Source organism: Bradyrhizobium nanningense, assembly GCF_004114535.1.
GTDB lineage: Bacteria > Pseudomonadota > Alphaproteobacteria > Rhizobiales > Xanthobacteraceae > Bradyrhizobium > Bradyrhizobium nanningense.
This window is the reverse complement of the sequence record NZ_LBJC01000008.1, coordinates 80,696-102,708: the sequence shown is the minus strand read 5'-3', so window position 1 is coordinate 102,708 and position 22,013 is coordinate 80,696. Positions and strand designations below refer to the sequence as shown.

Below are 22,013 nucleotides of genomic sequence, written 5' to 3'. Positions count from 1 at the left end.
TGACGCTGGAAACCATCGCACCAATGAGCGATGATCCAACCGTCAGTCTTCCGGCTATCGCCAGCTGACCGGCCCGGCTCTTGCCGGTGAACGTGATCCGCCGCCAGCTACACCACGCCACGGGACACGATCTCGGGGCGCACTCCAATCTTACGCATAGGGCAGTTCGTGAGCGCGTTGGGCGAGTGCAGATTACCCTCACAATGGCGAAAGTTGAAAGACCTCCAGCTGCAGGTCAGCGAAAGCGGCCTCTATCGTGGAAAATCGAAAACGACCAAAGGCACGTGGTGCCCTCGTCGCCTTCCTTCCGATCCAGATTGCAGGTTCAAATCGCGGAGGCGCAACCACCGATGCCGACATTCGGTTCAGGTTGCGATCTGACCGAGGCGTCCCCCTGCCCTTCGAATGACGGTGGCCATCCGCTAAGTTATTGATTTTACTGATAGCGACAGGCATTTGCGTCACCCTTTGCTCACGGTCGTTTCACCCAATTCATTGCGTGCCCCGTGGGGGATGGCTCCTGCCTCAGTCAAAAAGCACATCGGTGCGCTGTGAGGTTAGAGCCCGTTGCCCGGAGCCCAGCTCGAGATCGCACGATGCGTCCACCTGCACAAAACGCGACCGCTGCTTCACGAGGGTCAATCGCACCCGTAACCGGAACACGGCGCCGGGACAGACCGGATGGCGAAACCGAACCGCACGGAGAGCCGCCGCACGACTCTGCGCGGCACCGGTGACTACATACGCCTCCTGCAAAAGAGCCGGCACGAGCGCCAGGAGCAATTGGCCGGGCACGATTGTCGTACCTTCGTCCAGCTCGCGCCTGGCACGCTCCGCATCGGTATGAACCCAGTTCCGATCACCCATCATCGCGACGAAACGGTCGACCTCATCCTGCGTCACCGATCGCCAGCGGCCGGGAGCGAGTTCGGTGCCCACGAAGGCCGCAAGATCGATCGCCCGCGCAACGCGAAGTGCGGTCGCCTGCGTCGGAGTTTCGGGGTCTGGCGGCATTTGAATCATCGCGCCCCGTCCTTCTCCTCAGATCGTCGCAAGTAGGGCGCTGCCGAGCCCGCCCGCGGCCGCGATCGCCGCCAGCCCGATCGCGCCGGATGATTCCGATTGCATTTCATGCCACAGGCGCACGGCCAGGATCGCGCCCGATGCACCGATCGGATGTCCCCGTGCGAGTCCGCCGCCACCGCGGTTGAGGGCCAATTCCTGCACCCCGATGCCGTCGACGCAGACAATCGCCTGGGCGGCAAATGCCTCCATGACCTCGGCCACCGCAATCTGCGCCGGCGCGATCCGTTGCGCTGCAACGAGGCTGTTTGCCGCCGCAATCGGCGCCGCGCCGGGTATGGCCGGGTCGCCGCCGCGGCGGGTCGCCGATATGATCCGCAAGGGCCGCCTCGCGTTGAACCGTCGGGCCATCGCCTCGGAGACCACCAGCACGGCTGCTGCCGCGTCGGCTTCAACCGCCACCGTCGCGCGCGTCACGCCGAACGCAGTATCGCCCGCAAGTGGTGCAAGGCGTGTGCAGGTCGCCCCCGTCAGGGCGCGAGGAAAGGCATCGTGCGACAGGCCTGCGAGCGGCGTGATCTCCGCCGCGTCAGGCGGATTTTGCAGCGCCTTGCGATGGCTTGCGACGGCGAATTCATCCTGCCGTGCACGCGAAATGCCGAACCTTTCAGCCAGCGTCGCTGCGGCAGCAATCATGTCAGGATCCCGTTCCGGCCATGGCACGAACGGGGGACGGTCATAGGGTTGCGGCGCCTCGCCGGCGTGGCGCGGCCGCCGCGCGCGCAATGGCGCACGACTGAAACTTTCGACACCGCCGGCGATGACGGCGTCCGCACTTCCGCTCGCGATCCGCTCGGCGGCGAGCATGATCGCGTCGAGGCCACCGCAGCACTGGCTGTCGATGGTCAGCGCCGGGACGTGATCGGGAAGACCCGCCCGCAGCGCGGCGATCCGCGCCGGGTTTCCGCCACCATACAGCGCATTGCCGAAGATGACGTCGTCGATCGCCTCCGGCGCGATGCCAGTGTCGGCCAGCACGGCCCGAATTGGCGCCGCGCCAAGTTCGTCGGCCTCCAACGCCTTGAACGCGCCGCCTCGAGGGGCGACCGCCGTGCGGCGTGCGGCGACGAGATATGCGGCGCTCATTGCAGCAACTCGCAGGCGCCGGCGTCCCAGAGCTGGCGCAGCGCATGGAAATCGGTCTTGCCGGACGAGGTCATGGGCCAGTGCGAGGGCACGGCAAAACGGCGCGGGATCTTGTAGAGCGGCAGGCTCAGGCGAGCATGGCTTATCAGTTCGGAGGACGCCAGGCGCCCATCAGGGCCGAGCCTGAGTAGTGCCACCAGCCGCTCGCCCCGATGCTCGTCGATGGCACCGAGAACCCCTGCCGCGATAACGGCAGGATGTCCCTCAAGCACACGCTCGATCTCCTCCGGATGCACATTCTTGCCGGCCGTGATGATCATGCGGCTCGCACGGCCGACGAGCCGCAGGAAGCCGCGCTCATCGAGCATGCCGATGTCGCCGACCGACACCGCGTCGCCGTGACGTGGCAGTAGCGTTTCGCTTCCGCAGGCATACTCCATGAAGAGGAAAGGACTGGCGACGAACACCTGACCGGCCTCTCCAGGCGGAAGGCATCGCCCGAGATGGTCGCGGATGGTGAGGCTGACAGCTGCGAACGGACGCCCGACGGAGTCCGCTGGGACGTCCTCCTCGTCCTTCGCCACGGTAACGAAGCTCAACTCGGACGCGCCGTAGAACTCGGAAAAACGCGCCTCCGGAAATTGCCGTCGCAATTCGGCGAGCGCGCGACCTTGCCATTTGGCACCGGACGACAAAATCCACCTCACGCTTGCGAATGGCGGCAGGCCATCGCGCATGGCGGCTTCGATCATCATTTCAAGCTGGGTTGGGACGCCATAGATCACACTCGCCCCGTGCGATATGATCAGACGGTTGACGAGATTGGGCCGGAACTGCCGACAGAGAATGACGGTCGCTCCGACATAGAGCCCGTGCGCAAGGCCGTAGAGAAACAGCGAATGCGTCAGCGCACCCGGCGCAAGAACGATGTCGTCCGCGCCGATGTCGAATTCGCGGTCCCCCGCCCGAAAACTCTCGATCCACGATCGATGATGGCGGCGATATCCTTTCGGCGTCCCGGTCGATCCCGAAGTGAAACCGACATAGAACGGCATCAGTGGATTCGGCTCGGCCATTGCCGCGGACAGCGGACCGGCGCCGATGGCATCCGCGACGGACGCAAACGGGCCGTGAGGATCGACAACCGCCAGAACTTCCGTCTCGCCGGCCAATGTTGCATCGCCACTCACGACGATCCCGGGCGCCAGCGCCGTAAGCGCAAGCCGCGCGGTCTCCGTCGGCCAGGATGGATCGAGAATTTGCGCTTCCCGCCCTGCGCGGCAGGCGGCGAGAAACAGCAGCACGAGCGCCGGCCCGTTGGGCAGATGCAACGCAACGCCGCGGCCCGCCGGCACCACCTTCGCCAAATGTCCGGCGAGGCGATTCACCGCCTCATCGAGATCTCTCCAATTCACCGCATGGTTGTCGCAAACGACGGCCGGTCGGTCCGGCGTTTCGCGGGCATGCCACGACAGCGTTCCAGTGATGGTGGAGGTCTCGGTCATGAACGGCTGACGATTGCAGCCGGATAACTCCGGTGCGACGCCTCCGCCACAAACGCGGTGGCCAGCGCCTTCAAAAGATCGCCCGGCACGAACACGGCGGATGCAACCAGAGCCTGCTGCAAGTTCATCCTTGCCATCGCCATCAGGCCGAGAATACCAAAGGCATACTCCACCACGATGCCGCCCGTGATCGCGGCAACGAGCGCCGCTGGGAAAGCCGGCAAGGTCCTCAGCCGCGCCATCACAAGACCCGACATAAAGGCTGCGGGAACCCAGCCCAGCAGGAAGCCAACCGACGGCCCGAAAAGCACGCCAAGCCCACCGCGTCCGCCCGATAGCAGCGGCACTCCGAGCAGCACGACGAACAGAAACAACAGCACCGCCAGCGCGCCATGACGGGGGCCAAGGATAATCCCGGCCAGCATGACGCCGAGCGTCTGGGCCGTGATTGGCACACCATGGCGATTGGCAAGACGATGCTAGGCACCATACCGAGCGCTGCGATGACGGCGGCAAGTAGGGCGATACGAACGATGGCGCGGGACTCCACGGGATTTTCTCCTACAACGGGGATGAGTGATGATCGGCGGCGGACCGGTCGAAGCCGCGCGCATCAAGCGCTTCCGCGACGCGGTCGGCAAGTTGCAGAATGTCGGCGACGAAAGCGGCTACCAGTCGCGGCGGAATGCGCCGGTGCGTGCGTGCCTTCCAGGCCTCCTCGCGCGCGCGCCACCGCGCCATCAGGACGGGCACAAAACGCAGGACGAGGGCCACGGCAAGCGCCATCTTGCGCGGATTGACGCCAAACGGGCGTAGCAGGCGGAACACTGGCGCCAGCACCTCCATCAGCGCACTCATCGTGGTGGTCATGCTGACGAGATCGGCGAGCAGAAGCATTGCCAGGAGCCGCATCGTAACGACGGCGCCGGCATTCCAACCAGCAGACGCAGCCTGCACACCGCCGACGACCACAAGCAGCGGCAGCAATGGCCGCAGCAACTTGAGGCGCGCGATACCGACCCGGCCGAAGCCGGCATAGACCATGGCGATCATCGCCAACACGCCCGCCAGAATCCGCCAGTCGCCGACCGGCAGCAAAAGCACACTCAGGAGGGCAAGGCCCACGAGCTTGACACCGGCCGGTACGCGGTGCAGCCAGGTCTGTGGCGCGAGGCCGTCGGTCATCATGACGTCAGGGCGTCCCCTGCCCCAACGATCGTTGCATGGGCCCGGTAGGCGGGCAGCACTTCGGCGGGTCGGCCATCGAGGCGGATGTGGCCCGCATCCAGCCAGATTATGCGATCGAACTCTGCGAGCAGCTCGAAATCATGAGACGCCATCACGACTCGCTGCGGAAGTGCCGTGATCCTGCGATACATCCGTAATCGTGTCGGCAAGTCGAGACTGGCGAAAGGCTCATCCATCAGCAGAATCGACGGGTCCGTTGCGAGCAGCGCCAGGATGCAGACAAGCTGCTTCTGGCCGCCGGACAGCTCGTTGACGTTGCGTTCCGCCCATTGGGCGCAGCCGTGCCGCTCCAGTAGCGCCATCGCCTGTTGGCGCGCCTGTGGCGCTGGCATTCCCCGCTCCGCCGGTCCAAAAGCGACCTCCTCGACGACGGTCGGAAAAATGAGCTGATGGTCGGGATTCTGAAACAGAAAGCCGACTTTTGCCGGAAGGTCTTTGCGATGCCGTACCGTATCGAGCCCCGCCACCTCGACGCGCCCGCTAGCCGGCAGGAGCAACCCGTTCATCAGCCGCAACATCGTGCTCTTGCCTGAACCATTGTCACCAATCAGGCCGATCCGGCGCTCAGCTAAGTAAAGCTCGGGAATGGCAAGAACCTGACGGTCCGCACGCCGAAACTGCACTTCTTCGAAGATGATCCCTTCAGCCGCCCGACGAAGGTGAGGACGGCGTGCGGGAGGCTCCTCGCGTCGGACAGCTTCAATCAAGAAGATTCTTTCGCCTCTGTCGCGCTACGGAGTTGGCTGAAGTATCACGTTGTCAATAAGCCTCGTCGAGCCGACATAGGCCGCCACGCACAGTGCCGCGGGGCGGTGCAGCGGACTTACGGCGGGTTTGAGCGTGTCGCCGTCGACGAGCTCAAGGTACTGCAGCCGATCGACCGTTTCCAAAGCCGTCTTAGCGATTGCAATCAGCTTATCCACGTTCCGCTCCCCCAAGCGGAACTCCTCCGCTGCGCCGAATAGTGCACGACTGATGGCGAGGGCCCGCCCTCGGTCTTCCTCGTTGAGATACCGGTTGCGGCTGCTCATTGCGAGACGGTCCGCTTCTCGGACGGTCGGCACGGTAACGATCTCGATCGGCAGATTCAGATCGATGGCCATCCGACGCACGACCGCGCACTGCTGAAAATCTTTTTGCCCGAAGAACGCGACGTCCGGCTGTACCATGTTGAAAAGCTTGCTTACGACTGTCGCGACCCCACGAAAATGTCCCGGCCTGAAAGCGCCGCAGAGTGGTTTCGCGAGCTCGCCTGGTTCAACGAAGGTCTCGAATTGAGCGGGATAGATTTCCTCCGCCCCAGGAGCGAACACGATCGCAACTCCGGCATCGCGGCACAGTTTCTCATCGCGCTGGAAGTCGCGCGGATACGTGCTGAGATCCTCGCTTGGTCCGAACTGAGTGGGATTGACGAAAATGCTGACCACGGTGACGTCGCATTGCGCCCGGCTGGCGTCGATCAGCGCCAGGTGGCCGTCGTGCAGATAGCCCATTGTCGGTACGAATCCGACACGTTTGTCGGCTCTGCGAGCCTCCGCGAGAGCGCGGCGAAGCTCGGCGACCGTCATGATTGTCTGCATTTTTACGCTTCACATCGGGTTCGGTTGGAGGGCGCCCAGTTTGCGATCGTTTCGCCTATACCTTCGGGAAGCCCGTAGGACTCTTGCGGTGCCGGGAATGTACCGTCGCGGACATCGGCAACCCATCGGGACAACGCCTCCTGCAGCACCCGGAAGCCGTCGGCGTAGGTACGAACGAATCTTGGGACGTGGCCTTCAATCAAGCCAAGCACGTCGTGGAAGACCAACACCTGCCCCGAGCAACCAGGACCTGCGCCAATCCCGACGGTAGGTATGGTCAGCGTTTCTGTCGCTCGCGCCGCGAGCTCGGCCGGAATGCCTTCCAGGACCAGAGCGAAGCAGCCGGCCTCTTGCAGGCGGTGGGCGTCGTCGAGCAGGCGCAAGGCGTCATCGGCCTTGCGGCCCTGCACTTTGAATCCACCCATTGCATTGACGCTCTGCGGGGTCAAGCCGAGATGACCCATCACCGGAATCTCGCACTCGACCAGGGCACGTATCATTTCGACGCGTTTGGCTCCGCCCTCGAGCTTTACTGCGTCGGCGCCCCGCTGCAAGAAGCCTCCGCCGTTGCGGATCGTGTCCTCTGTACTGAGGTGAAAGCTCAGAAATGGCATATCGGCCACGAGCAAGGCTCGAGGTTTCACACGCGCAACCGCCTCGAGATGGTGATTCATCATCGCGATGCTGACCGGAAGCGTATTGTCGAATCCGAGGCAGACGTTTCCGACGCTGTCTCCGACAAGGATCATATCCACGATGGGATCCGCAATACGTGCGGTGACCGCATCATAGGCGGTCGTCATCACGAGCCGCCGCCCCCCCTCTTTCCACCGTTGCAGCCCTGGAAGCGTGACTCGCTCGCCCGTGGCTTCTGAGGTGTGGCTCATTCTCGCCCCCTATCTCGTCAGCCGGCCTTAGTTCGATTCCGCGGATCGAAGTGGTATAGGTTTCACGTCGCCTGCCTCACCTAGTATCTCGAAACCACAACGCTCGGCACCATCACGTGACTAAATAAGTCATGCGATCAGAAATGTGATTGTCGCGATCGAAGGTAAGGATTCTTGGTCTCAGCCGAGCGATCTGCGACCCATCCACGTACGTCGAACTGCAGACGATGATCTGGTCGCCGACTTGGCAGGTGCGCGCGGCGGCGCCGTTGAGCACACAACAACACGAGCCGGGCGCGCCGAATATTACGTAGGTCGAAATTCGCGCCCCGGAGTTCTTGTTCCAGATCTCCACAAACTCCATCGGCAGAATCCCCGCCTCATGGCATTGATCCGGATCGAGCATGATTGAACCGTGATAGTGAAGATTGGCCTCCGTAACGTGGATGCCATGCAGCTTTGCGGCCAGCACTTTTCTCATCTGAAGGTTCCGTTAAGCCTGGCTCGTGTCCCTAAAGCCGACGCTCTCCTATGGAGCACGAGATGAAACTGTCAACTGAGGGAGAGAAAAAGAAAAATATCTCTAAAAAGCAGCAGCCGGACGCGAAGGAACATCTAATGGTCGCGCGATCATCGCGTAAGAACTTCCCACCCTATCGTCATGGAAGGCGGAGTCGCCGCAAGCTGGGCACCGACGTTTCGAGTGCATTAAGTGTCCCACATGGTCAACCGAGGACTCCAGATCTTGTTGAATCTATGCCGGCCGTCGGACACCTCATGTTTACGAGTAGACAGCCATTTCGAAGCCCGTATAGATCGCCGGGCAACACTCATCGCGCACAGCCAGAGCCGCCATGATTCGTCACATCGTCTTCTTCACCGCGAACAGCAAAGCCCATATCGATCAGATAATCGACGGTTTGTCGGTTCTCACCACAATCCCGCATGCGCGCCGGCTCGAGGTCGCCCGCAACCGCAAGACTGACCAACTCGGGAACGACATCGACATCGTGGTTTATGGTGAATTCGACAATGAGGCTGAGCTCGCAGCTTACAAAGCGCACGAACTCTACCAGGAATCGATCAAGCGGGTGCGACCACTAAGGGAACTGCGCTTTGCGGCCGATTATAGTTTGGCTGATGTCGCGCCCTAAGTCAGATGCATGTCATAGGGCTGTCCTGGATCGAGCCGACTACGGCTATGCGATGTCTCGCGGATCGACCATACCTCACGTTCCTGGATAGCGCGGCAGACGACGCTCCGACTACCGGCAATATCATCGGCGATCTCCCACGTGTGAGGGGCGCTGTGGCCGACTTACACGCCGCGCAGCAGGAGAGTGACAGCAGTGCTACCACGAGCGATGTGCCGCCGGCAGGACCGTCCGGTCAGGCGGCTCGCATTGTGGTCAAGAATTGATCTACCGCCACACGCAGCATCTTCGACTGATTCCCCAACCCACGCGCGTTAGTGAGAACCTCGCCGGCCGCCGCACCGGTGGCGGCCGCTGCAGTGCTGACGCTGCCTATATGGAGTCTGATCTCGCTGGAGCCCGCGGCAACGGACTGGATGTTGCGCGCAATTTCGCTTGTCGCAGCACTCTGCTCTTCGATCGCGGAGGAAATGCTTAACGTGATATCACTCATCCTAGCGATCGTTTGCGCAATTCCGTTGATGGCGAGAACCGCGTCATTTGTAGTTGCTTGCATAGTCCCTACTTGCACGGCGATCTCTTCCGTAGCCTTTGCCGTCTGATTGGCAAGCGCTTTAACCTCGGCCGCCACCACAGCAAATCCGCGTCCGGCGTCGCCCGCGCGTGCCGCTTCGATAGTGGCGTTGAGGGCCAGGAGATTGGTCTGTGCGGCGATACTATGGATGAGTTGGACAACTTCGCCGATCTTTTCGGCCCCGTTTGACAGGACCTGCACCGTAGCGTTTGTGCGCTCGGCGTCACCAACGGCTTGGCGGGCGACTCCGGTCGACTGCAGCACCTGTTGCGATATCTCTCTTACCGATGCCGATAATTCCTCGGCGGCAACGGCTACCATTTCAACGTTCCCAGATGCTCTTTCTGACGCAGCGTCGACAGTGGACGCGCGCATACTGGCATCCCTTGCGGTTGTGGTCATGATATCCGCTGTGCCCTGCATATCGGCGGCTGAAGAGGCGACCGCACGAACGAAGCCATCTACGCTTTGCTCAAAATCATTCGCTATGCTCTCTAATGTGGCACGGCGCTCAGCAGCCGTGAGCCGTTGAGCTTCGGCCTCAACTTGCTCTAGCCTCCGAATACGAATTGCGTTGTCTTTGAACACTTGGACGGTGGCGGCCATCGCGCCAATCTCATCTTTCCGACCAACACCTGGAATGTCTTGCTCGAGCTTGCCGCTAGCGAGCTGCCCCATGCAAGTGCCTAACGCGGCCAACGGTTTAGTGATGCTGCGACCGAGGAACCAGGCGATGACACCCGAGACCAGTCCGATTACGATGATAGCCCCACCAAGGGACCACATGATCGGTTGTAGCTTGGCATCAAGATCATCTAGATACGCACCGGAACCGACAAACATGTCCCATCCAGGAATGCCCACCGCGTAGGACAGCTTCCTGATCGGCTCCTTTTCGCCAGGCCTCATGAACTCGTAACGCAACACAACATCGCCGTTCGCTGCCACGCCGTCGCGCAATTCGCGGATCAGCGCACGACCGTTTGTCTTGCCGTCGAGACGATTGACCCCGATTGTCTTCGGATCCTGAGAGGCTACCGCGACACCATCCATCGTATTTGCGAAAATATAGCCCGCACCCTTGTCATACGTCATCGTCTGAGCACGACGTGAGAATTCCGCGATTGCGGCCTCTTTGTTGAGTTGGCCCGCGTCAACTTGCTTCTGCAAGCCCAACGCAACGTTCTTGGCGATATCGACGATCGCGCGGGTCTGCTCGACCCGCGAATTGATCATTCCTTCTGCATCAAATAGCCCGCAAGCAGTCCAGCCGAGAAGAGGCCTAGCATCGAGACCGCCACCAGAATGCTGATCTTGGGAGTGATCGGCAGGTTATTGAGTAGTTTCAAGGAACGTCTCCAAGGCAATTACCGGTAGGCACGGCCGCATAGATTATTGCTCGTATACAAGTGATCGGTTTAGGTTTCGTTACAGCCGGTACAAATCGGACAACACTTGCGCGCCGGCGGGCCGGCGGCTTACCGCATTCAATAGCGGTGCTAGATAATCTCTCACAATGGCTATCGAACGCTCGCGCGTCGTCCGATCAACGTTACGGTACGACGAGGACGTCGATATCAGAGAGTGGCAGGCATCGTTGACCAACATCGGACGACGGAGTGCCAGCTCCTTTCCCTACGCACGCATCGACGAGATGAGCACGTCGACAGCCCTCATCTCGCCGATCAACCGTCCTTCCATCAGCGTCAAATGCTCGTCACCGAAGCAGCTTTCATCGTGGCATCCGTTTCCGTGCCGCCTTCAAAACCCTTCGCGGATAAATCCCGACCAAGGGTCTCGGGAAGCAGAAGAGAGGCGAGAATGAAGATAGCTGCAGCGGGAAGGGCCACCGCAACCATGCCGTTGAGCAGGCTTCCGCCGAAATTGGCGGCCGCAAGTGGCACAATCACAGGGGCTATGCTGCCGAGCCCGCGCCCTCCCATATAGAATGTAGACACCGCCGTCGCACGCAAGTTGACCGGATAGAGTTCAGAGATCCAGACACCGGTCACACCCAGCGCTACGTTGCCAATCCCGAAGCCGATGTAGAGCCAGAACATCGGCCATTCGGTTTTCGATCCGGCGTAGAGCTGGCTTCCCCACATGGCCATACCGACCAAAGACCCGACCCAAAACAGCGCGGGCACGAGGGCTCCGAAGCGGCGGCCAGCCCTGTCGTTGAAAAATCCGTTCGCGAGGTAGCAAATGCCGCTGACCACCGAGAGCAGAACGGCTGTCGTGCGAACGATATCCCCTGGTGTATGCATATCCCGCAGCAGCAGCGTCGGAATAAAGGAGACGACGCTGTAGTAGCAGAGCATGTAGCTCATCAGCCATACGAAGGCGATGACGGTCTGCCGTGCTAGCCCATTGCGGAAGAGATCCGCAAGGGGAAGTGTGCGAGCTTCTGCGGTGACCTGACCGGCCTTGCGTTGCGCCTCATACTCCAGCCAGATCTTGGATTCAGGCATGAAGAAACGAATGAAGATAATCAGCAGAATGGGCACGCCGCCAGTCAGCAGTCCGATACGCCAGCTCCACTCGTCGCTGAACGTCGCAATCAGCCAAATGCCAACGATTGACGCCGTGGATGACGCGATCACGGCACAGCCTTGAAGCGCCGCCGCCCCCAAACCTCGGCTGCCTTTTTTCCAGGCCTCGTTGAAGAGCACCATGCCCACGCCATACTCGCCGCCAAGACCGATGCCGGTGATCAACCGCAGCACGGCAAGCGACCAGTAATTCCATGCGAAGGCCGAAATGATCGCGGCAACCGAAAACAGCGCGATTGTGAGTTGAAGCGAGGTCTTTCGGCCAAGTCGATCACCGATGACGCCAAACAGCGCGCCGCCAATGGCCGATCCGAACAATGTCAAAGCCTGCAGTGAACCGATCTCGGCCAACGATAGCGCCATCGACCGTTGAATCGCGGGCAAAAGGAACGGAAAGATCAGAACGTCGTAGAAGTCGAGAATGTAGCCCAGCATTGCTGAGATCATAATCGAATACCGTTGCCTCGCCGTGTAATCTTCCGAAGTTCCGATATTTGTAGACATGTGGTGCGCTTCCCGTTGAAAGAACTGGACAAGTGATGGTCGTTACCGAAACGCTTTCCGCGTCATTGGGAGTCGCAAATGCGGCTCCGGGCACCGATTTTGATGCGCTGGGCCTAGCGGCCCGGCGCTCTCAATTCCGGATAAGCAAAGTCGCCTTTGTCGAGGATGTGGATATCGTCGAGCCACAGGCTGCAGCCACGAAGCGGGATGTCCAAATGACACGGCGTGTCATTCGTGCCGCCGAGCTCCGTGTTCGGACCCGTCGAGAACAGGACGTTCCCGTAGAAGGAAAGCGCATTCATGATGTGCTCCGACGTGAGATCCTGGGAGGCCGCGATGTGGTGCCAGGTGGCACGCTCGTTCGATCCCCAGCCGATATGCGAGATCGCCCAACCGCGCGGATCGCCGAAACTGTCGATATAGTTTTTGATGAGGAGCGCGTCGGTCCCCTCGCCCTTGAGATCGACGATGTAACCGTCCTTTACGGTCAACGTGACCGGCGACTGAATATAACGCTTGAACGCGCAGAGGATGTCACCTGGCATCAGCACCACCGTGCCGTTAACCTCGCCGTCGGTCGCCTGAGTGAAGGCGAAGCCTGACGGGAAGTGATCCCAGCGCCCAGGCTCATCCGTGTATCCGTATTCGGAAATGACCGGGTACTGCTTCAGGCCATAAGTTACGTCCGTTCCGCCCGGCGACGTGATCCGCATTTTGCTGGCTGACTGGAGAAGGGTTCGAGAGAGCTCGGTTCGCCGGCGCAGATCTTCAGTCGGGAACATCTTCTTGAGGATGTGGAACGGCTCCATCACGCGCAAGATGCGCGTACCTGCTTCCTGAATTTCGGCTTGCTCACGAGAGAATAGCAACCCGAGGAGATCGATCACCATATCCACGCGCTTGAGCGTATCGATCGCCGGCTGGTTGCCCGTGAGCGCATGCCGGCCCTGCAAGCCCGCGACCTTGCCCTGGCCGTACTTCGGTACATTCAGATGAAAGGTCGTTGCGCCCAGGGCCCGCGCGGCCAGCATGAAAGCCTGAGCGTATTCCTGCTGATCCTCGCCGCCGCTTAGGACGGCAACGACTTCGTCCTTCTTCACCTTGCAGAGCGCCAGCTCGGCCTTAAAGAGCTCGAGCATTTCAACATCAACGATTTGTCGGGACATCTTCACTGACCTCCTGTCTGCCGAACGTAGACGCGCGACCGTCGAACCGATCGCGTGGTCGCGCTAGAAGCTCTTCAACGATTGAAAGGAAACCCTCGGTATCATCGATTTGCATTTGGTGACCCGCGCTTTCCAGCGTCCTGGTCGCGATCGACGGCAGCAATCTGCGAAATTCTTCTTCATCTTCGGGCCGAATGACCCCTCCCCGTCCCGCAACGATCAATGCGGTCGGAACACTGAGATGGGCGAGGTCGAGGTGAATATCATCGTGATGAAAGCCCTTGTGGCTCTCGATGAGCGCTCGCTCGTCGCAGGTATGCATCCACTCGGCCCGGGTGCGGATGTGCTGCTCGGGCCACCGCGGAGCAGAGGGGCGCCGTAGCGCCACGTCGGCTTCTCCGCGCTTCGCGCTTTGCAGCAATTTGAGAAGCGGGTCGACCGGAATCGGATAGGCGCGACGTCCAGGACCGGAAACTGGCGGGTCGACCAGTATCAGTTGGTCCATGGACGATGGCCGCCAACGCGCAGCGCGGATCCCGATGCGGCCACCCATCGAGTGGCCCAGCAGCGTATAGGGGCCCATTCCGAGCGCTTCAGCGAACCCGATGAGGTCGGAAGCGCATGCGTCGAGCGAGTAGTCGAGATGCGGGCCGCTTTCGGAAAGGCCGCGACCGCGCACATCGAGCACGAAAACGTCGTGTCGGGAGCACAGGCGCTCTGCGATGAACGCCCATTGCGCCGCAGTCGTCGAGATGCCGGGGACAATGATGATCGCCGGCCCGGCTCCGCCGAACCGCAGGTAATGCTGCCGAATGCCGTTGGCTCGCACATTGGCGCCGTAAAGCAACCCGGATGTCGCGACACTGCTCACGTCTTGTGATCCTTGATGTGGTCATCCGACAGCGCGCGAAGCCGCTCGATGGCGGCCTCCGTCGGCATGACATCCGCGTATTTGCTGGCAATATCGAAGAGGTTGACGGCATGCGATGTGCGCGAGCGGTCGTAGACCGCATCGCTCGGCACGATTGATTTGAAGTTCATCGCGCACGCATCCACGACCGAAGCCCGCACGCAGCCGCTGGTCGTGCAGCCGGTCACCACCAGCGAGTCGACGCCGGCACCGATCAGATACGTCGCAAGCGGAGTGCCGAAGAACGCGCTTGCCTGCGTCTTCGGCAGGACCAACTCGCCGGACCCCGGAGCCACCTCGCGGACGAAGTCATAGCCCTCGGGCGGGATCCGCATGATACCCGGGATTTTCGCGGAGAATGCGCCCTGGTCCTGGCCTACCTTCGGTGCAACGTGCGGGAAGATCACCGGCCACTTTTTCTTGCGAAACAGCCACATCAATGCGGCGATGTGTGCGATGGCATGCCAACCGGGCTCGCCGCAGCTGGTGGGGTATTCCTTGATCGCCTCGCGGATCGGCATCGGCCGGCTGCCGACCGAACGGTACTGCACGTCGATGACCAGCAATGCCGGCCGTTTGCCGAATCCCGCCGCGCCACCCAGCCCGGCGAGGGCATAGGTCTCGCGCTCGTCCAGCGGTATCACATCGTCCCAGGGTTGCTTGCTGCCATTCACTGTTGCGCTCCAGCGTTCACAATCGTGAGCATGTCAGTGAAGCGGCACGGTGGTCGCGTCGTATTGGTAGATCCAATCGTATCGCGCAGCTGTCGCTTCCGGTGCCCATTGGGTCTTGATGTAACCACCCGCCGTCTCCGGCTTGCACAGCGCCTGGTTATGGAAAATCGGCAGCATGCCGGCCGCGGACTTCACGACCTTGGTGGTGCGATCGAGCCGCAGACCCTGATACGTCTTGAATGCCGCCGGGATATCATCGGGATTCTCCCCGAAGCAGCGGCCGAGGACGGATGCATCCTCCAGGGCCATGTTCACACCCTGCCCGAGGTAAGGCAGCATCGAATGGCAGGCGTCGCCGAGCAGGGTGACGCGTCCATTGGACCACGTACCCAGCGATGGACGCACGAACAGGCCCCATTTGTTCAGGGTATCCACGTTCTTGACCAACTCGACGATATCGGAATGCCACCCCTCGAAGTCCTTTAGGCAGTCCTCGATGGAGCCCTTCTCCGACCAGGACTCGAGCAGCCAATCGTCGTGGTCGACCTGACCTGAGAAGGTCATCATGACCGTATCCTGCCAACGCACAGGATAGGCCGTGACATGCGCGGTGGGCCCTATCCAGGTCGACACAACGGCGTCGCGCTGATGCGGTGCGAGGCGATCCACCGGCACGAGGCCACGCCAAGCGATGGCCTTCGTATAGTGGCTCTCGATGTTTCCAATCAGCCGGGTACGAACTTTTGAATGAGCACCGTCGGCGCCGATCAAAGCGCGTCCTGCGACTTCGGTTCCGTTGGCGAGTTTGACTCGAACCCCATGTTCGTTCTGGCTGAACCCGACGACATGCGCGTTCAGATGGACAGCGCCTGGCTTCAGGCGACGCACGCCGTCGACGAGAATTTTCAACAAGTGAGCACGCAGCAGCAGATAGGGCTGATTTCGCGCTGCGTCGGAGGTCCTATCGTAGAGGGACCAGGCCTCACCGGTGTTCCACAGCCGAATGTTGCGTCGCTCGGCCGCTATGCAGTTCTGTTCAACTTCTTCGGTCAAACCGAGTTCTTGAAGGACGCGGACACCGTTCATGGAAATCCAAAGACCCGCTCCGACCTCGCGCAACTCAGATGCTTGCTCGAATACGTCACAATCAATTCCGCGACGAAGCAGCGATAGCGCCATTGCCAGACCACCAATACCGGCGCCGGCAATGAGGACACTGGATTTGCCGACCTGTTCAATGCTCATGACATCTCTAAAAGTTGATTGCGCTGCTTACCGAAGGTTAGATGGCATTTTCGGAGGCCTGCTCGCTGGCAAGACTCTTCACAGCCTCGAATATCTTGGTGTATCCGGTGCAGCGGCAGAGGTTGCCGTGCAGGTAATGACGTATCTCTTCGTCAGTCGGGTGTGGCGTTGCTTTCAGAAGCGCTGTGACGGCCATTATGAAGCCAGGTGTGCAAAAGCCGCACTGGAGGCCGCCGTGAAGTACAAAGGCCTTCTGAACCCGCGATAGGCCATCCGGAGGCGTCACGCCTTCGATGGTCGTGATCTCACGCTGGTCGACATCGACAGCGAGCATGGTGCAGCTCGAAATTGGCTCGCCGTCGAGCAGAACTGTACAGGCGCCGCAAACCTCCATGTCACAGGAGCGCTTCGTTCCCTTGAGACCAAGCTTATCCCGGATAAGGTCGATCAGAAGCGTATGTGTTGGGACGTCGAGCGCGATCATCTGACCGTTCAGCCAGAATGAAATCGGAAGCATGTGGGTCATTTCACGCTCCCCCGCCGACGGAGATCGCTTCTTCGACGTTTCTCAGAAGCAGGACTCCTGCCAGATGTCGCTTGTAGTCCGCGCCACCATGCCGATCCTCATTGACTTCAAGCTCATCTAGCGCGGTCGTGAGCACAGCCTCGATGGCCGAACGGACTTCGCGGACAGGGAGGCCCCGAAGCGCGTCCTCGACCACCTTCAAAGGTTGAGGTCGCGACCCGAGCGCTCCGACCCGCACGCGGGCACCTTTGATGGTCGCTTTGCCAGCGTCGATGGACCAGGCCATCGCGACGTTCACGGAGGGCCTCTCTCCATGCTTGAACCGCCGATAGGTCACCGGGCCGTTCGGGCACGGAAAGACAATGAGTGTCAGCAACTCGTCCGGCTCTCGTATCGTTTCCAACTCACTCCGGATGAAGTCGTCAGCGGGAACGACGCGCGTACCGTCGCGGCCAATGAGCACGAGACGCGCATTAAGAGCCGCGAGCAAGGTCGGAGGATCGGCGTGCGGTTCTCCAAAGCAGAGATTGCCACCGATCGTGCCGACGCTGCGAACCCTGATGTTCGCCACATTGGCACAGAGCGACGACAGCGCTGGCACATGCTCACGAATGACGGGATCGCTGGCAATCTTGGCGTGCGTACACCGTGCTCCGATTTCGATATCATTCGCTTCGTTCAAACAAATGCGATTTAGGCCAAAAATCCCTTTGATATCGATAAGCCGGTCAGTGTGAATAACGCGCATCTTCATGGCCAGCAGCAACTCGGTGCCGCCGGAATAAAACATGCCGTCGCCGGATTCTCCGACCCCGCGTATGGCATCCTCGATTGTCGAGGGCCTGTCGAATTCAAAAGGAGAAGGCAGCATGATTAAGCCGCACCAAGCATTTCTTTGAGCCGCTTTTCAAACTCCTCGAAGTTCTGATCGACACGTCGCTTGATGACGCCGAACCCCATGGTCGCAAGTCGGCCCTGCACGTCGACCTTTGCATCTACAGCAAACGTCGAAGAGCTGGATCCCTCGGGCGTGACGGTCACGTCGAGGACCACCGCCAGCCTTGTTCCGGTAAGTTTGTCGCGGCCCGTGGCGCGTGTGCGCACATGCGACGGCTCCGTCATCGATTCGACAACAATGTCGGCCGGAACCTCGACCTTGAAGGGACCGATCTTCTGCTTGACGGTCGCTTTGTAGGTTGCGAGCCGCTCAATTTCCTCGACGTTCTCGCAACCAGGGATACAGCCGGATATGCGAGGGACGTCGAGCAGTGTGCTCCAAAGCTGGGTGGGCGACGCCGGCACGACCATCGACATATTGAATTCCATGAATTCAGCTCCTCTTCTGCAGGGCGCGCCAAACCTTTTCGGGCGTCATTGGCAGGTCGGTGATCCGAATGCCGTAGGTAGAGAAAAGCGCGTTCGCGATTGCTGGCGCGACCGGAAGGATTGCTCCCTCGCCCATCCCCTTGGCGCCGCCTGGTCCTGGGCCGTCGCCATTCTCGACAAGGATGGTGTCAAACACCGGCGGAACGTCAGATATGCGCGGTATCGAATAATCGATTGGGGTCGCATTAATGGGTTGACCATCCTCGAACTCCAGCGCCTCGTGGAGAGCGTGTCCGAAACCCATGACGGCGGCTCCCTCGTCCTGCCCTTCCGCGGCGACGCGATTGATCACGCGGCCAACGTCAGCCGCGCTGGCGTATCGAGGGACATGAATCTCACCAGTATCTTCATCGACAACGATTTCAGCGAGACCCGCCGACGTCTCCCAGAACAGAGGAGACTCTGCTAAGGCCCCCTTCTTCGAGCGTGGCGTGATCGCGCCACGGCCGATGACCTCTCCCGAGTCGACACCAAGCGCGCGATGAAAAATTTGATGAAAAGTGAGAACTTCTGATCCAGTCGAGATACCTCCCTCGACGAGCGATAAACTCTCTCGGGGAAGCTCCCATACGTCGGCGACCATTTCGAGGATCTGATCGGCCGCGTCGAGTGCGGCGTTCTCGACCGACAGGCCGACGACAACAGTCGATCGGCTCGCGCCAGTGCCCCAGTCGTAAGGCGCAACGGCCGTGTCGGTGCGTAACACGGTTACCGCGGAGGGCGGTTGCTTCAAGGTCTGCGCCGCTATACGAGCCATGGTCGCGTGCGCCCCTTGTCCAATTTCTATACTGGAGACTGAAACCAGGATCGAGCCATCGATCTTGAGACGCACGATCGCATTGCTGATCGGAGTGTTGGCCGGATCGGTCGCGGCGACAGCGAGCCCGCTTGCCCGACGATTGGATGACTGCGCCTTTGCGGCGAATGACTGGGTCACACGCCCCATCAACTCGCCCATATCCATGTCGAGGGCCCGCAAATCCGGGCGGATTCGTTCGCCGCGTGAAGCAAAGTTCAGCAAACGAAACTCCGCCGGATCCATGCCAATAGCGGAAGCCACATTGTCCATGTGTGATTCTTTGGCCCATACCGCTTGCGGCCCACCAATCGAGCGGAATGCAGCACCTGGGATGGTATTGGTGTAGACCGCAGACGCCTCGAGGCGCAGATTGGGCACAACGTAAGGGCCCATAATGCGATTTGCCGCTTTGGTGGCAACGGCCGAGCCGGTGTCAGAATATGCCCCGCCATCTAGAAGCAATTTGGCGCTCTTGGCCAGAATCCGCCCTTTCGCGTCCACAGCCGTTCGGATCGTGATGTCGGCACCCAGCCTTCGGCAGGTGAGCATTGACTCAATCATGGATTGAGCGATGCGGATCGGTCGCTGCACCTTCCATGATGCAGCCGCAACCAGAGGCTCGATCTTGACTGAAGCCTTGCCGCCAAATCCGCCGCCGACGAACGGGACGATCACGCGCACCTTGGCGAGCGGCAATTGGTAAAGACGCGACAGCACCTTTTGAACGGCGGTCGGCGTTTGCGCTCCGGCCCAGACCGTAAGAGAATCTCCACGAAAGTCCGCAATGACTGCATGCGGCTCCATCGCAAAGTGCGAAATGGCTGGGAACGTGAACCGGTCCTCGTGAATGTAGGCCGCAGCAGCTTCCGCAGCGTCAACGTCTCCGACGCTGTTCCGGTAAGTGTGGAACACGTTGCTGTTCTGAGTGGGCCGGGCACCGCCCTTGAAATAAAAATCTTCGAGGTTTTCGTGCCGCTCGTGGATGAGCGGCGCATTGTCCATGATCGCTTCCTGAATGGTCGTGGCGCGTGGAAGCTCGTCGTATTCGACGTTGACCAGCTCAGCGGCGTTTTCTGCGATTTCTATGGTCTCGGCGATCACCACCGCGACCGGCTCGCCCACATACCGCACCCGGTCGATGGCAATGATCGGTCGGTCCTTGAGCACAACCCCCCAACATCCGAAGGACGCGACATCGTCACCTGTAAGTACGTCCACAACACCATCCACCGATCGGGCAGCGCTCGTGTCGATCGAAACGATGCGGGCGTGGATGGCAGGCGAGCGAACCACAAACCCGTGCAGCATTCCCGGGATCGCCAAATCGGTCACGTATGCGGCGCGTCCCGTGACCTTTTCGATCAGGTCCGGTCGGACCGCACTCATGTTGTCAGTCGCCGACATACGCAAATCCGTTGGTATTTAGGTGCGTCGCCCCCTTAAGGCGGGAAGCCCAAGCCTCCCGAGAGCAATCTCAGGACATTACGATATATATCACTTGTATGCAAGTGCTGCACTTGTGTACGAGTCATGGAAATGTGCCCAATCTCGGGCCGATGGTCCGACGCAAGCCGCAACGGACCGGTCTAACCAAGCGTTTGCGCCAAATAGCTTCGCCCCTCAGCCGGAGCGGAATTCCAATTGCGAACGACGGACGCACCCAAAGGGTGCCCCCGCCGGCGCTCTCAACGCAGCAAATCGCGATAAAACCGGACGAAGTCGAACAACGATGGATTTCCAAGGTCAGGAAATGTAGACAATCGGCCGGCACCGAAGACATTCGGAGCTAAAGCCTGTCTCTTCTTGAGCTAAGGCAACCTACCGCAAGGAAGTAAAAGTGGTGCAACCCAAAACAAAGCCGCGCCCGGCGGAGAAAGTTAAAGAAGCTATAGATTCATACCGGTTGGATGACGCACCGGGCTTCTTATTGCGAGTCGCGCTCCGTACTCACACGTCGATCTTCGCCGCCAAGATGATTGAAGAATTAACGGGGCCCCAATTCTCGACGCTGGCGAAATTGAGGGAAGTAGGTCCTTGTTCGCAAAACCACTTAGGACGGCTAATTCATTACGACTCGGCGACCATCACCGGCGTAATCAATCGTCTGAAATCACGCGGCCTCATCAAGAGCTCAAAAGACCCTCTGGATCCGCGGCGACGCGAGATCGATTTGACCGAGAAGGGGAGACGGATAGCGGACGCAGCGATTGAAACTATCGGCGAGATTTCTGGCGAGACCTTCGCCCCCCTGACCCGAGATGAATTTCGAACGCTTACCGAAATCTTGAAGAAGATCATACAACGCTGATCAACCGGCTTCGAGCGACATAAGATTTAGCCAAGCGTCGAGAAAAGGGCCCGGCGATCGCGCCGGGCCAAGTAGAGGGAGGAAGCGAAAGATTGGAAACCTTTCGCAAACGCCGAATGCGGAATTCGATCGCAGAAACCCAACGAACGACTTCCAGCAGCAATACGATTGTACACATCAGACCGCATTTTGTGCTGAAGTCGGCACCTCTCAGCGCTATTTCCGGCATTTGACGCGTCGTATGATTTCGACAGCACCACAAAGAACGGGCGCGTGACTTGGAAGGCACCGGCTCCGCACGTCCGGAACAGCTCCTTTCATCGCCCGGCTCAGATCTCGCAATGCCCGCACCGCTGCATTTGCAATTCAGAGGTCCCAATCGCCGACGGTCCTGCCAAGGATGACTGCCGGGTCCGCTCGCGTTGATGAATGTCCATTCCTTGAAACTGCGCGCTGAAGAAATCGCGCCTATTTCCCGAGGGGCTGTCCTCGATCGTCTCTACCTAGCGCGCGGAGTATCTTTCTTCTGAAGCTCGACAGGTCGAACAGGAGCCTTGGCACTCTTTTGAGCGCAATCGCCTTGCCTTCGATTGCGAGATGCAGAACTCGCACCAATCTGCCAAGACCGAGTTCTACAAATGCGACCCGAACATGCGGATCGTTCGCAATCCAGAGTTGGTTGTCTACAATGACGATGGATGCCGCCAGATCAGGTCTTCTCTCCAGAACGAAGTCTCGACATGCCGCGGCAAATTCCTCCTCTTGAACGCTCAAAGGTACCTTGACGTCCCTCCGAGAATCTCCCGCCATATTCGGGTTCCATACG

Annotated in this window: 19 protein-coding genes and 2 pseudogenes; 2 read left to right on the top strand and 19 right to left on the bottom strand. The window is 60.2% G+C overall.

Annotated elements, in window-relative coordinates; all coding sequences use genetic code 11:
- Positions 1 to 525: 525 nt before the first annotated feature.
- From XH84_RS06830 to panD, 9 genes and pseudogenes are all read right to left on the bottom strand, one after another.
- Positions 526 to 1,023, bottom strand: coding sequence for a MaoC/PaaZ C-terminal domain-containing protein (locus XH84_RS06830; RefSeq protein WP_128918369.1), 498 nt, complete (start codon positions 1,021 to 1,023; stop codon positions 526 to 528).
- An 18-nt stretch (positions 1,024 to 1,041) separates the two neighbouring features.
- On the bottom strand, positions 1,042 to 2,169 hold the full coding sequence (locus XH84_RS06825; protein ID WP_128918370.1) for an acetyl-CoA C-acyltransferase: 1,128 nt from the start codon (positions 2,167 to 2,169) through the stop codon (positions 1,042 to 1,044).
- Entirely contained in the window at positions 2,166 to 3,674 is a 1,509-nt protein-coding gene (locus XH84_RS06820; protein ID WP_128918371.1) for an AMP-binding protein, read from the bottom strand. Before XH84_RS06820 ends, XH84_RS06825 begins: the two co-directional genes overlap by 4 nt.
- Positions 3,671 to 4,099, bottom strand: coding sequence for a biotin transporter BioY (locus XH84_RS06815; protein ID WP_347338729.1), 429 nt, complete (start codon positions 4,097 to 4,099; stop codon positions 3,671 to 3,673). The genes XH84_RS06820 and XH84_RS06815 overlap by 4 nt, the downstream gene beginning before the upstream one ends.
- A gap of 136 nt (positions 4,100 to 4,235) precedes the next feature.
- Positions 4,236 to 4,862, bottom strand: a complete 627-nt coding sequence (locus XH84_RS06810) for a CbiQ family ECF transporter T component (RefSeq protein WP_128918372.1) — start codon at positions 4,860 to 4,862, stop codon at positions 4,236 to 4,238.
- Entirely contained in the window at positions 4,859 to 5,629 is a 771-nt protein-coding gene (locus XH84_RS06805) for an energy-coupling factor ABC transporter ATP-binding protein (protein ID WP_245471631.1), read from the bottom strand. The genes XH84_RS06810 and XH84_RS06805 overlap by 4 nt, the downstream gene beginning before the upstream one ends.
- A 24-nt stretch (positions 5,630 to 5,653) precedes the next feature.
- Positions 5,654 to 6,502, bottom strand: coding sequence for a pantoate--beta-alanine ligase (panC, locus tag XH84_RS06800; protein WP_128918373.1), 849 nt, complete (start codon positions 6,500 to 6,502; stop codon positions 5,654 to 5,656).
- Positions 6,503 to 6,504: 2 nt separating this feature from the next.
- Positions 6,505 to 7,389 (bottom strand): 3-methyl-2-oxobutanoate hydroxymethyltransferase, encoded by an 885-nt coding sequence (gene panB, locus XH84_RS06795; protein ID WP_128918374.1) that lies wholly within the window; start codon positions 7,387 to 7,389, stop codon positions 6,505 to 6,507.
- Between the two features lie 27 nt (positions 7,390 to 7,416).
- Positions 7,417 to 7,870 (bottom strand): annotated as a pseudogene (panD, locus tag XH84_RS06790) (aspartate 1-decarboxylase).
- Positions 7,871 to 8,243: 373 nt separating this feature from the next.
- On the opposite strand from panD, the gene XH84_RS06785 reads away from it, so the two are divergent.
- Positions 8,244 to 8,543 carry a Dabb family protein gene (locus XH84_RS06785; protein WP_128918376.1) on the top strand — a complete coding sequence of 100 codons (300 nt, stop codon included), beginning with the start codon at positions 8,244 to 8,246 and terminating at the stop codon, positions 8,541 to 8,543.
- 235 nt (positions 8,544 to 8,778) lie between these two features.
- On the opposite strand, the pseudogene XH84_RS06775 reads toward XH84_RS06785, so the two are convergent.
- The 10 genes and pseudogenes from XH84_RS06775 to XH84_RS06730 form a co-directional block, all read right to left on the bottom strand.
- Positions 8,779 to 10,406, bottom strand: a pseudogene (locus XH84_RS06775) (methyl-accepting chemotaxis protein).
- A gap of 417 nt (positions 10,407 to 10,823) precedes the next feature.
- On the bottom strand, positions 10,824 to 12,104 hold the full coding sequence (locus tag XH84_RS06770) for an MFS transporter (protein ID WP_245471630.1): 1,281 nt from the start codon (positions 12,102 to 12,104) through the stop codon (positions 10,824 to 10,826).
- Between the two features lie 182 nt (positions 12,105 to 12,286).
- On the bottom strand, positions 12,287 to 13,339 hold the full coding sequence (locus XH84_RS06765; protein WP_128918379.1) for a 2,5-dihydroxypyridine 5,6-dioxygenase NicX family protein: 1,053 nt from the start codon (positions 13,337 to 13,339) through the stop codon (positions 12,287 to 12,289).
- Positions 13,320 to 14,210 carry an alpha/beta fold hydrolase gene (locus XH84_RS06760; RefSeq protein WP_128918380.1) on the bottom strand — a complete coding sequence of 297 codons (891 nt, stop codon included), beginning with the start codon at positions 14,208 to 14,210 and terminating at the stop codon, positions 13,320 to 13,322. The genes XH84_RS06765 and XH84_RS06760 overlap by 20 nt, the downstream gene beginning before the upstream one ends.
- Positions 14,207 to 14,923: an isochorismatase family protein gene (locus tag XH84_RS06755; protein ID WP_128918381.1), complete on the bottom strand. Its 717-nt coding sequence runs from the start codon at positions 14,921 to 14,923 to the stop codon at positions 14,207 to 14,209. Before XH84_RS06755 ends, XH84_RS06760 begins: the two co-directional genes overlap by 4 nt.
- A 33-nt stretch (positions 14,924 to 14,956) precedes the next feature.
- A complete protein-coding gene (locus XH84_RS06750; protein WP_128918382.1) occupies positions 14,957 to 16,168 on the bottom strand; it encodes an FAD-dependent monooxygenase in 1,212 nt (403 codons plus the stop codon).
- Positions 16,169 to 16,205: 37 nt separating this feature from the next.
- Positions 16,206 to 16,694 (bottom strand): (2Fe-2S)-binding protein, encoded by a 489-nt coding sequence (locus tag XH84_RS06745; RefSeq protein ID WP_128918383.1) that lies wholly within the window; start codon positions 16,692 to 16,694, stop codon positions 16,206 to 16,208.
- 1 nt (position 16,695) lies between these two features.
- Positions 16,696 to 17,565: an FAD binding domain-containing protein gene (locus XH84_RS06740; protein ID WP_128918384.1), complete on the bottom strand. Its 870-nt coding sequence runs from the start codon at positions 17,563 to 17,565 to the stop codon at positions 16,696 to 16,698.
- Between the two features lie 2 nt (positions 17,566 to 17,567).
- Positions 17,568 to 18,020 (bottom strand): SRPBCC family protein, encoded by a 453-nt coding sequence (locus tag XH84_RS06735; RefSeq protein ID WP_128918385.1) that lies wholly within the window; start codon positions 18,018 to 18,020, stop codon positions 17,568 to 17,570.
- A gap of 4 nt (positions 18,021 to 18,024) precedes the next feature.
- A complete protein-coding gene (locus tag XH84_RS06730; RefSeq protein WP_128918386.1) occupies positions 18,025 to 20,283 on the bottom strand; it encodes a xanthine dehydrogenase family protein molybdopterin-binding subunit in 2,259 nt (752 codons plus the stop codon).
- A 433-nt stretch (positions 20,284 to 20,716) separates the two neighbouring features.
- On the opposite strand from XH84_RS06730, the gene XH84_RS06725 reads away from it, so the two are divergent.
- Positions 20,717 to 21,187, top strand: a complete 471-nt coding sequence (locus tag XH84_RS06725) for a MarR family winged helix-turn-helix transcriptional regulator (protein ID WP_128918387.1) — start codon at positions 20,717 to 20,719, stop codon at positions 21,185 to 21,187.
- Positions 21,188 to 22,013: the final 826 nt, after the last annotated feature.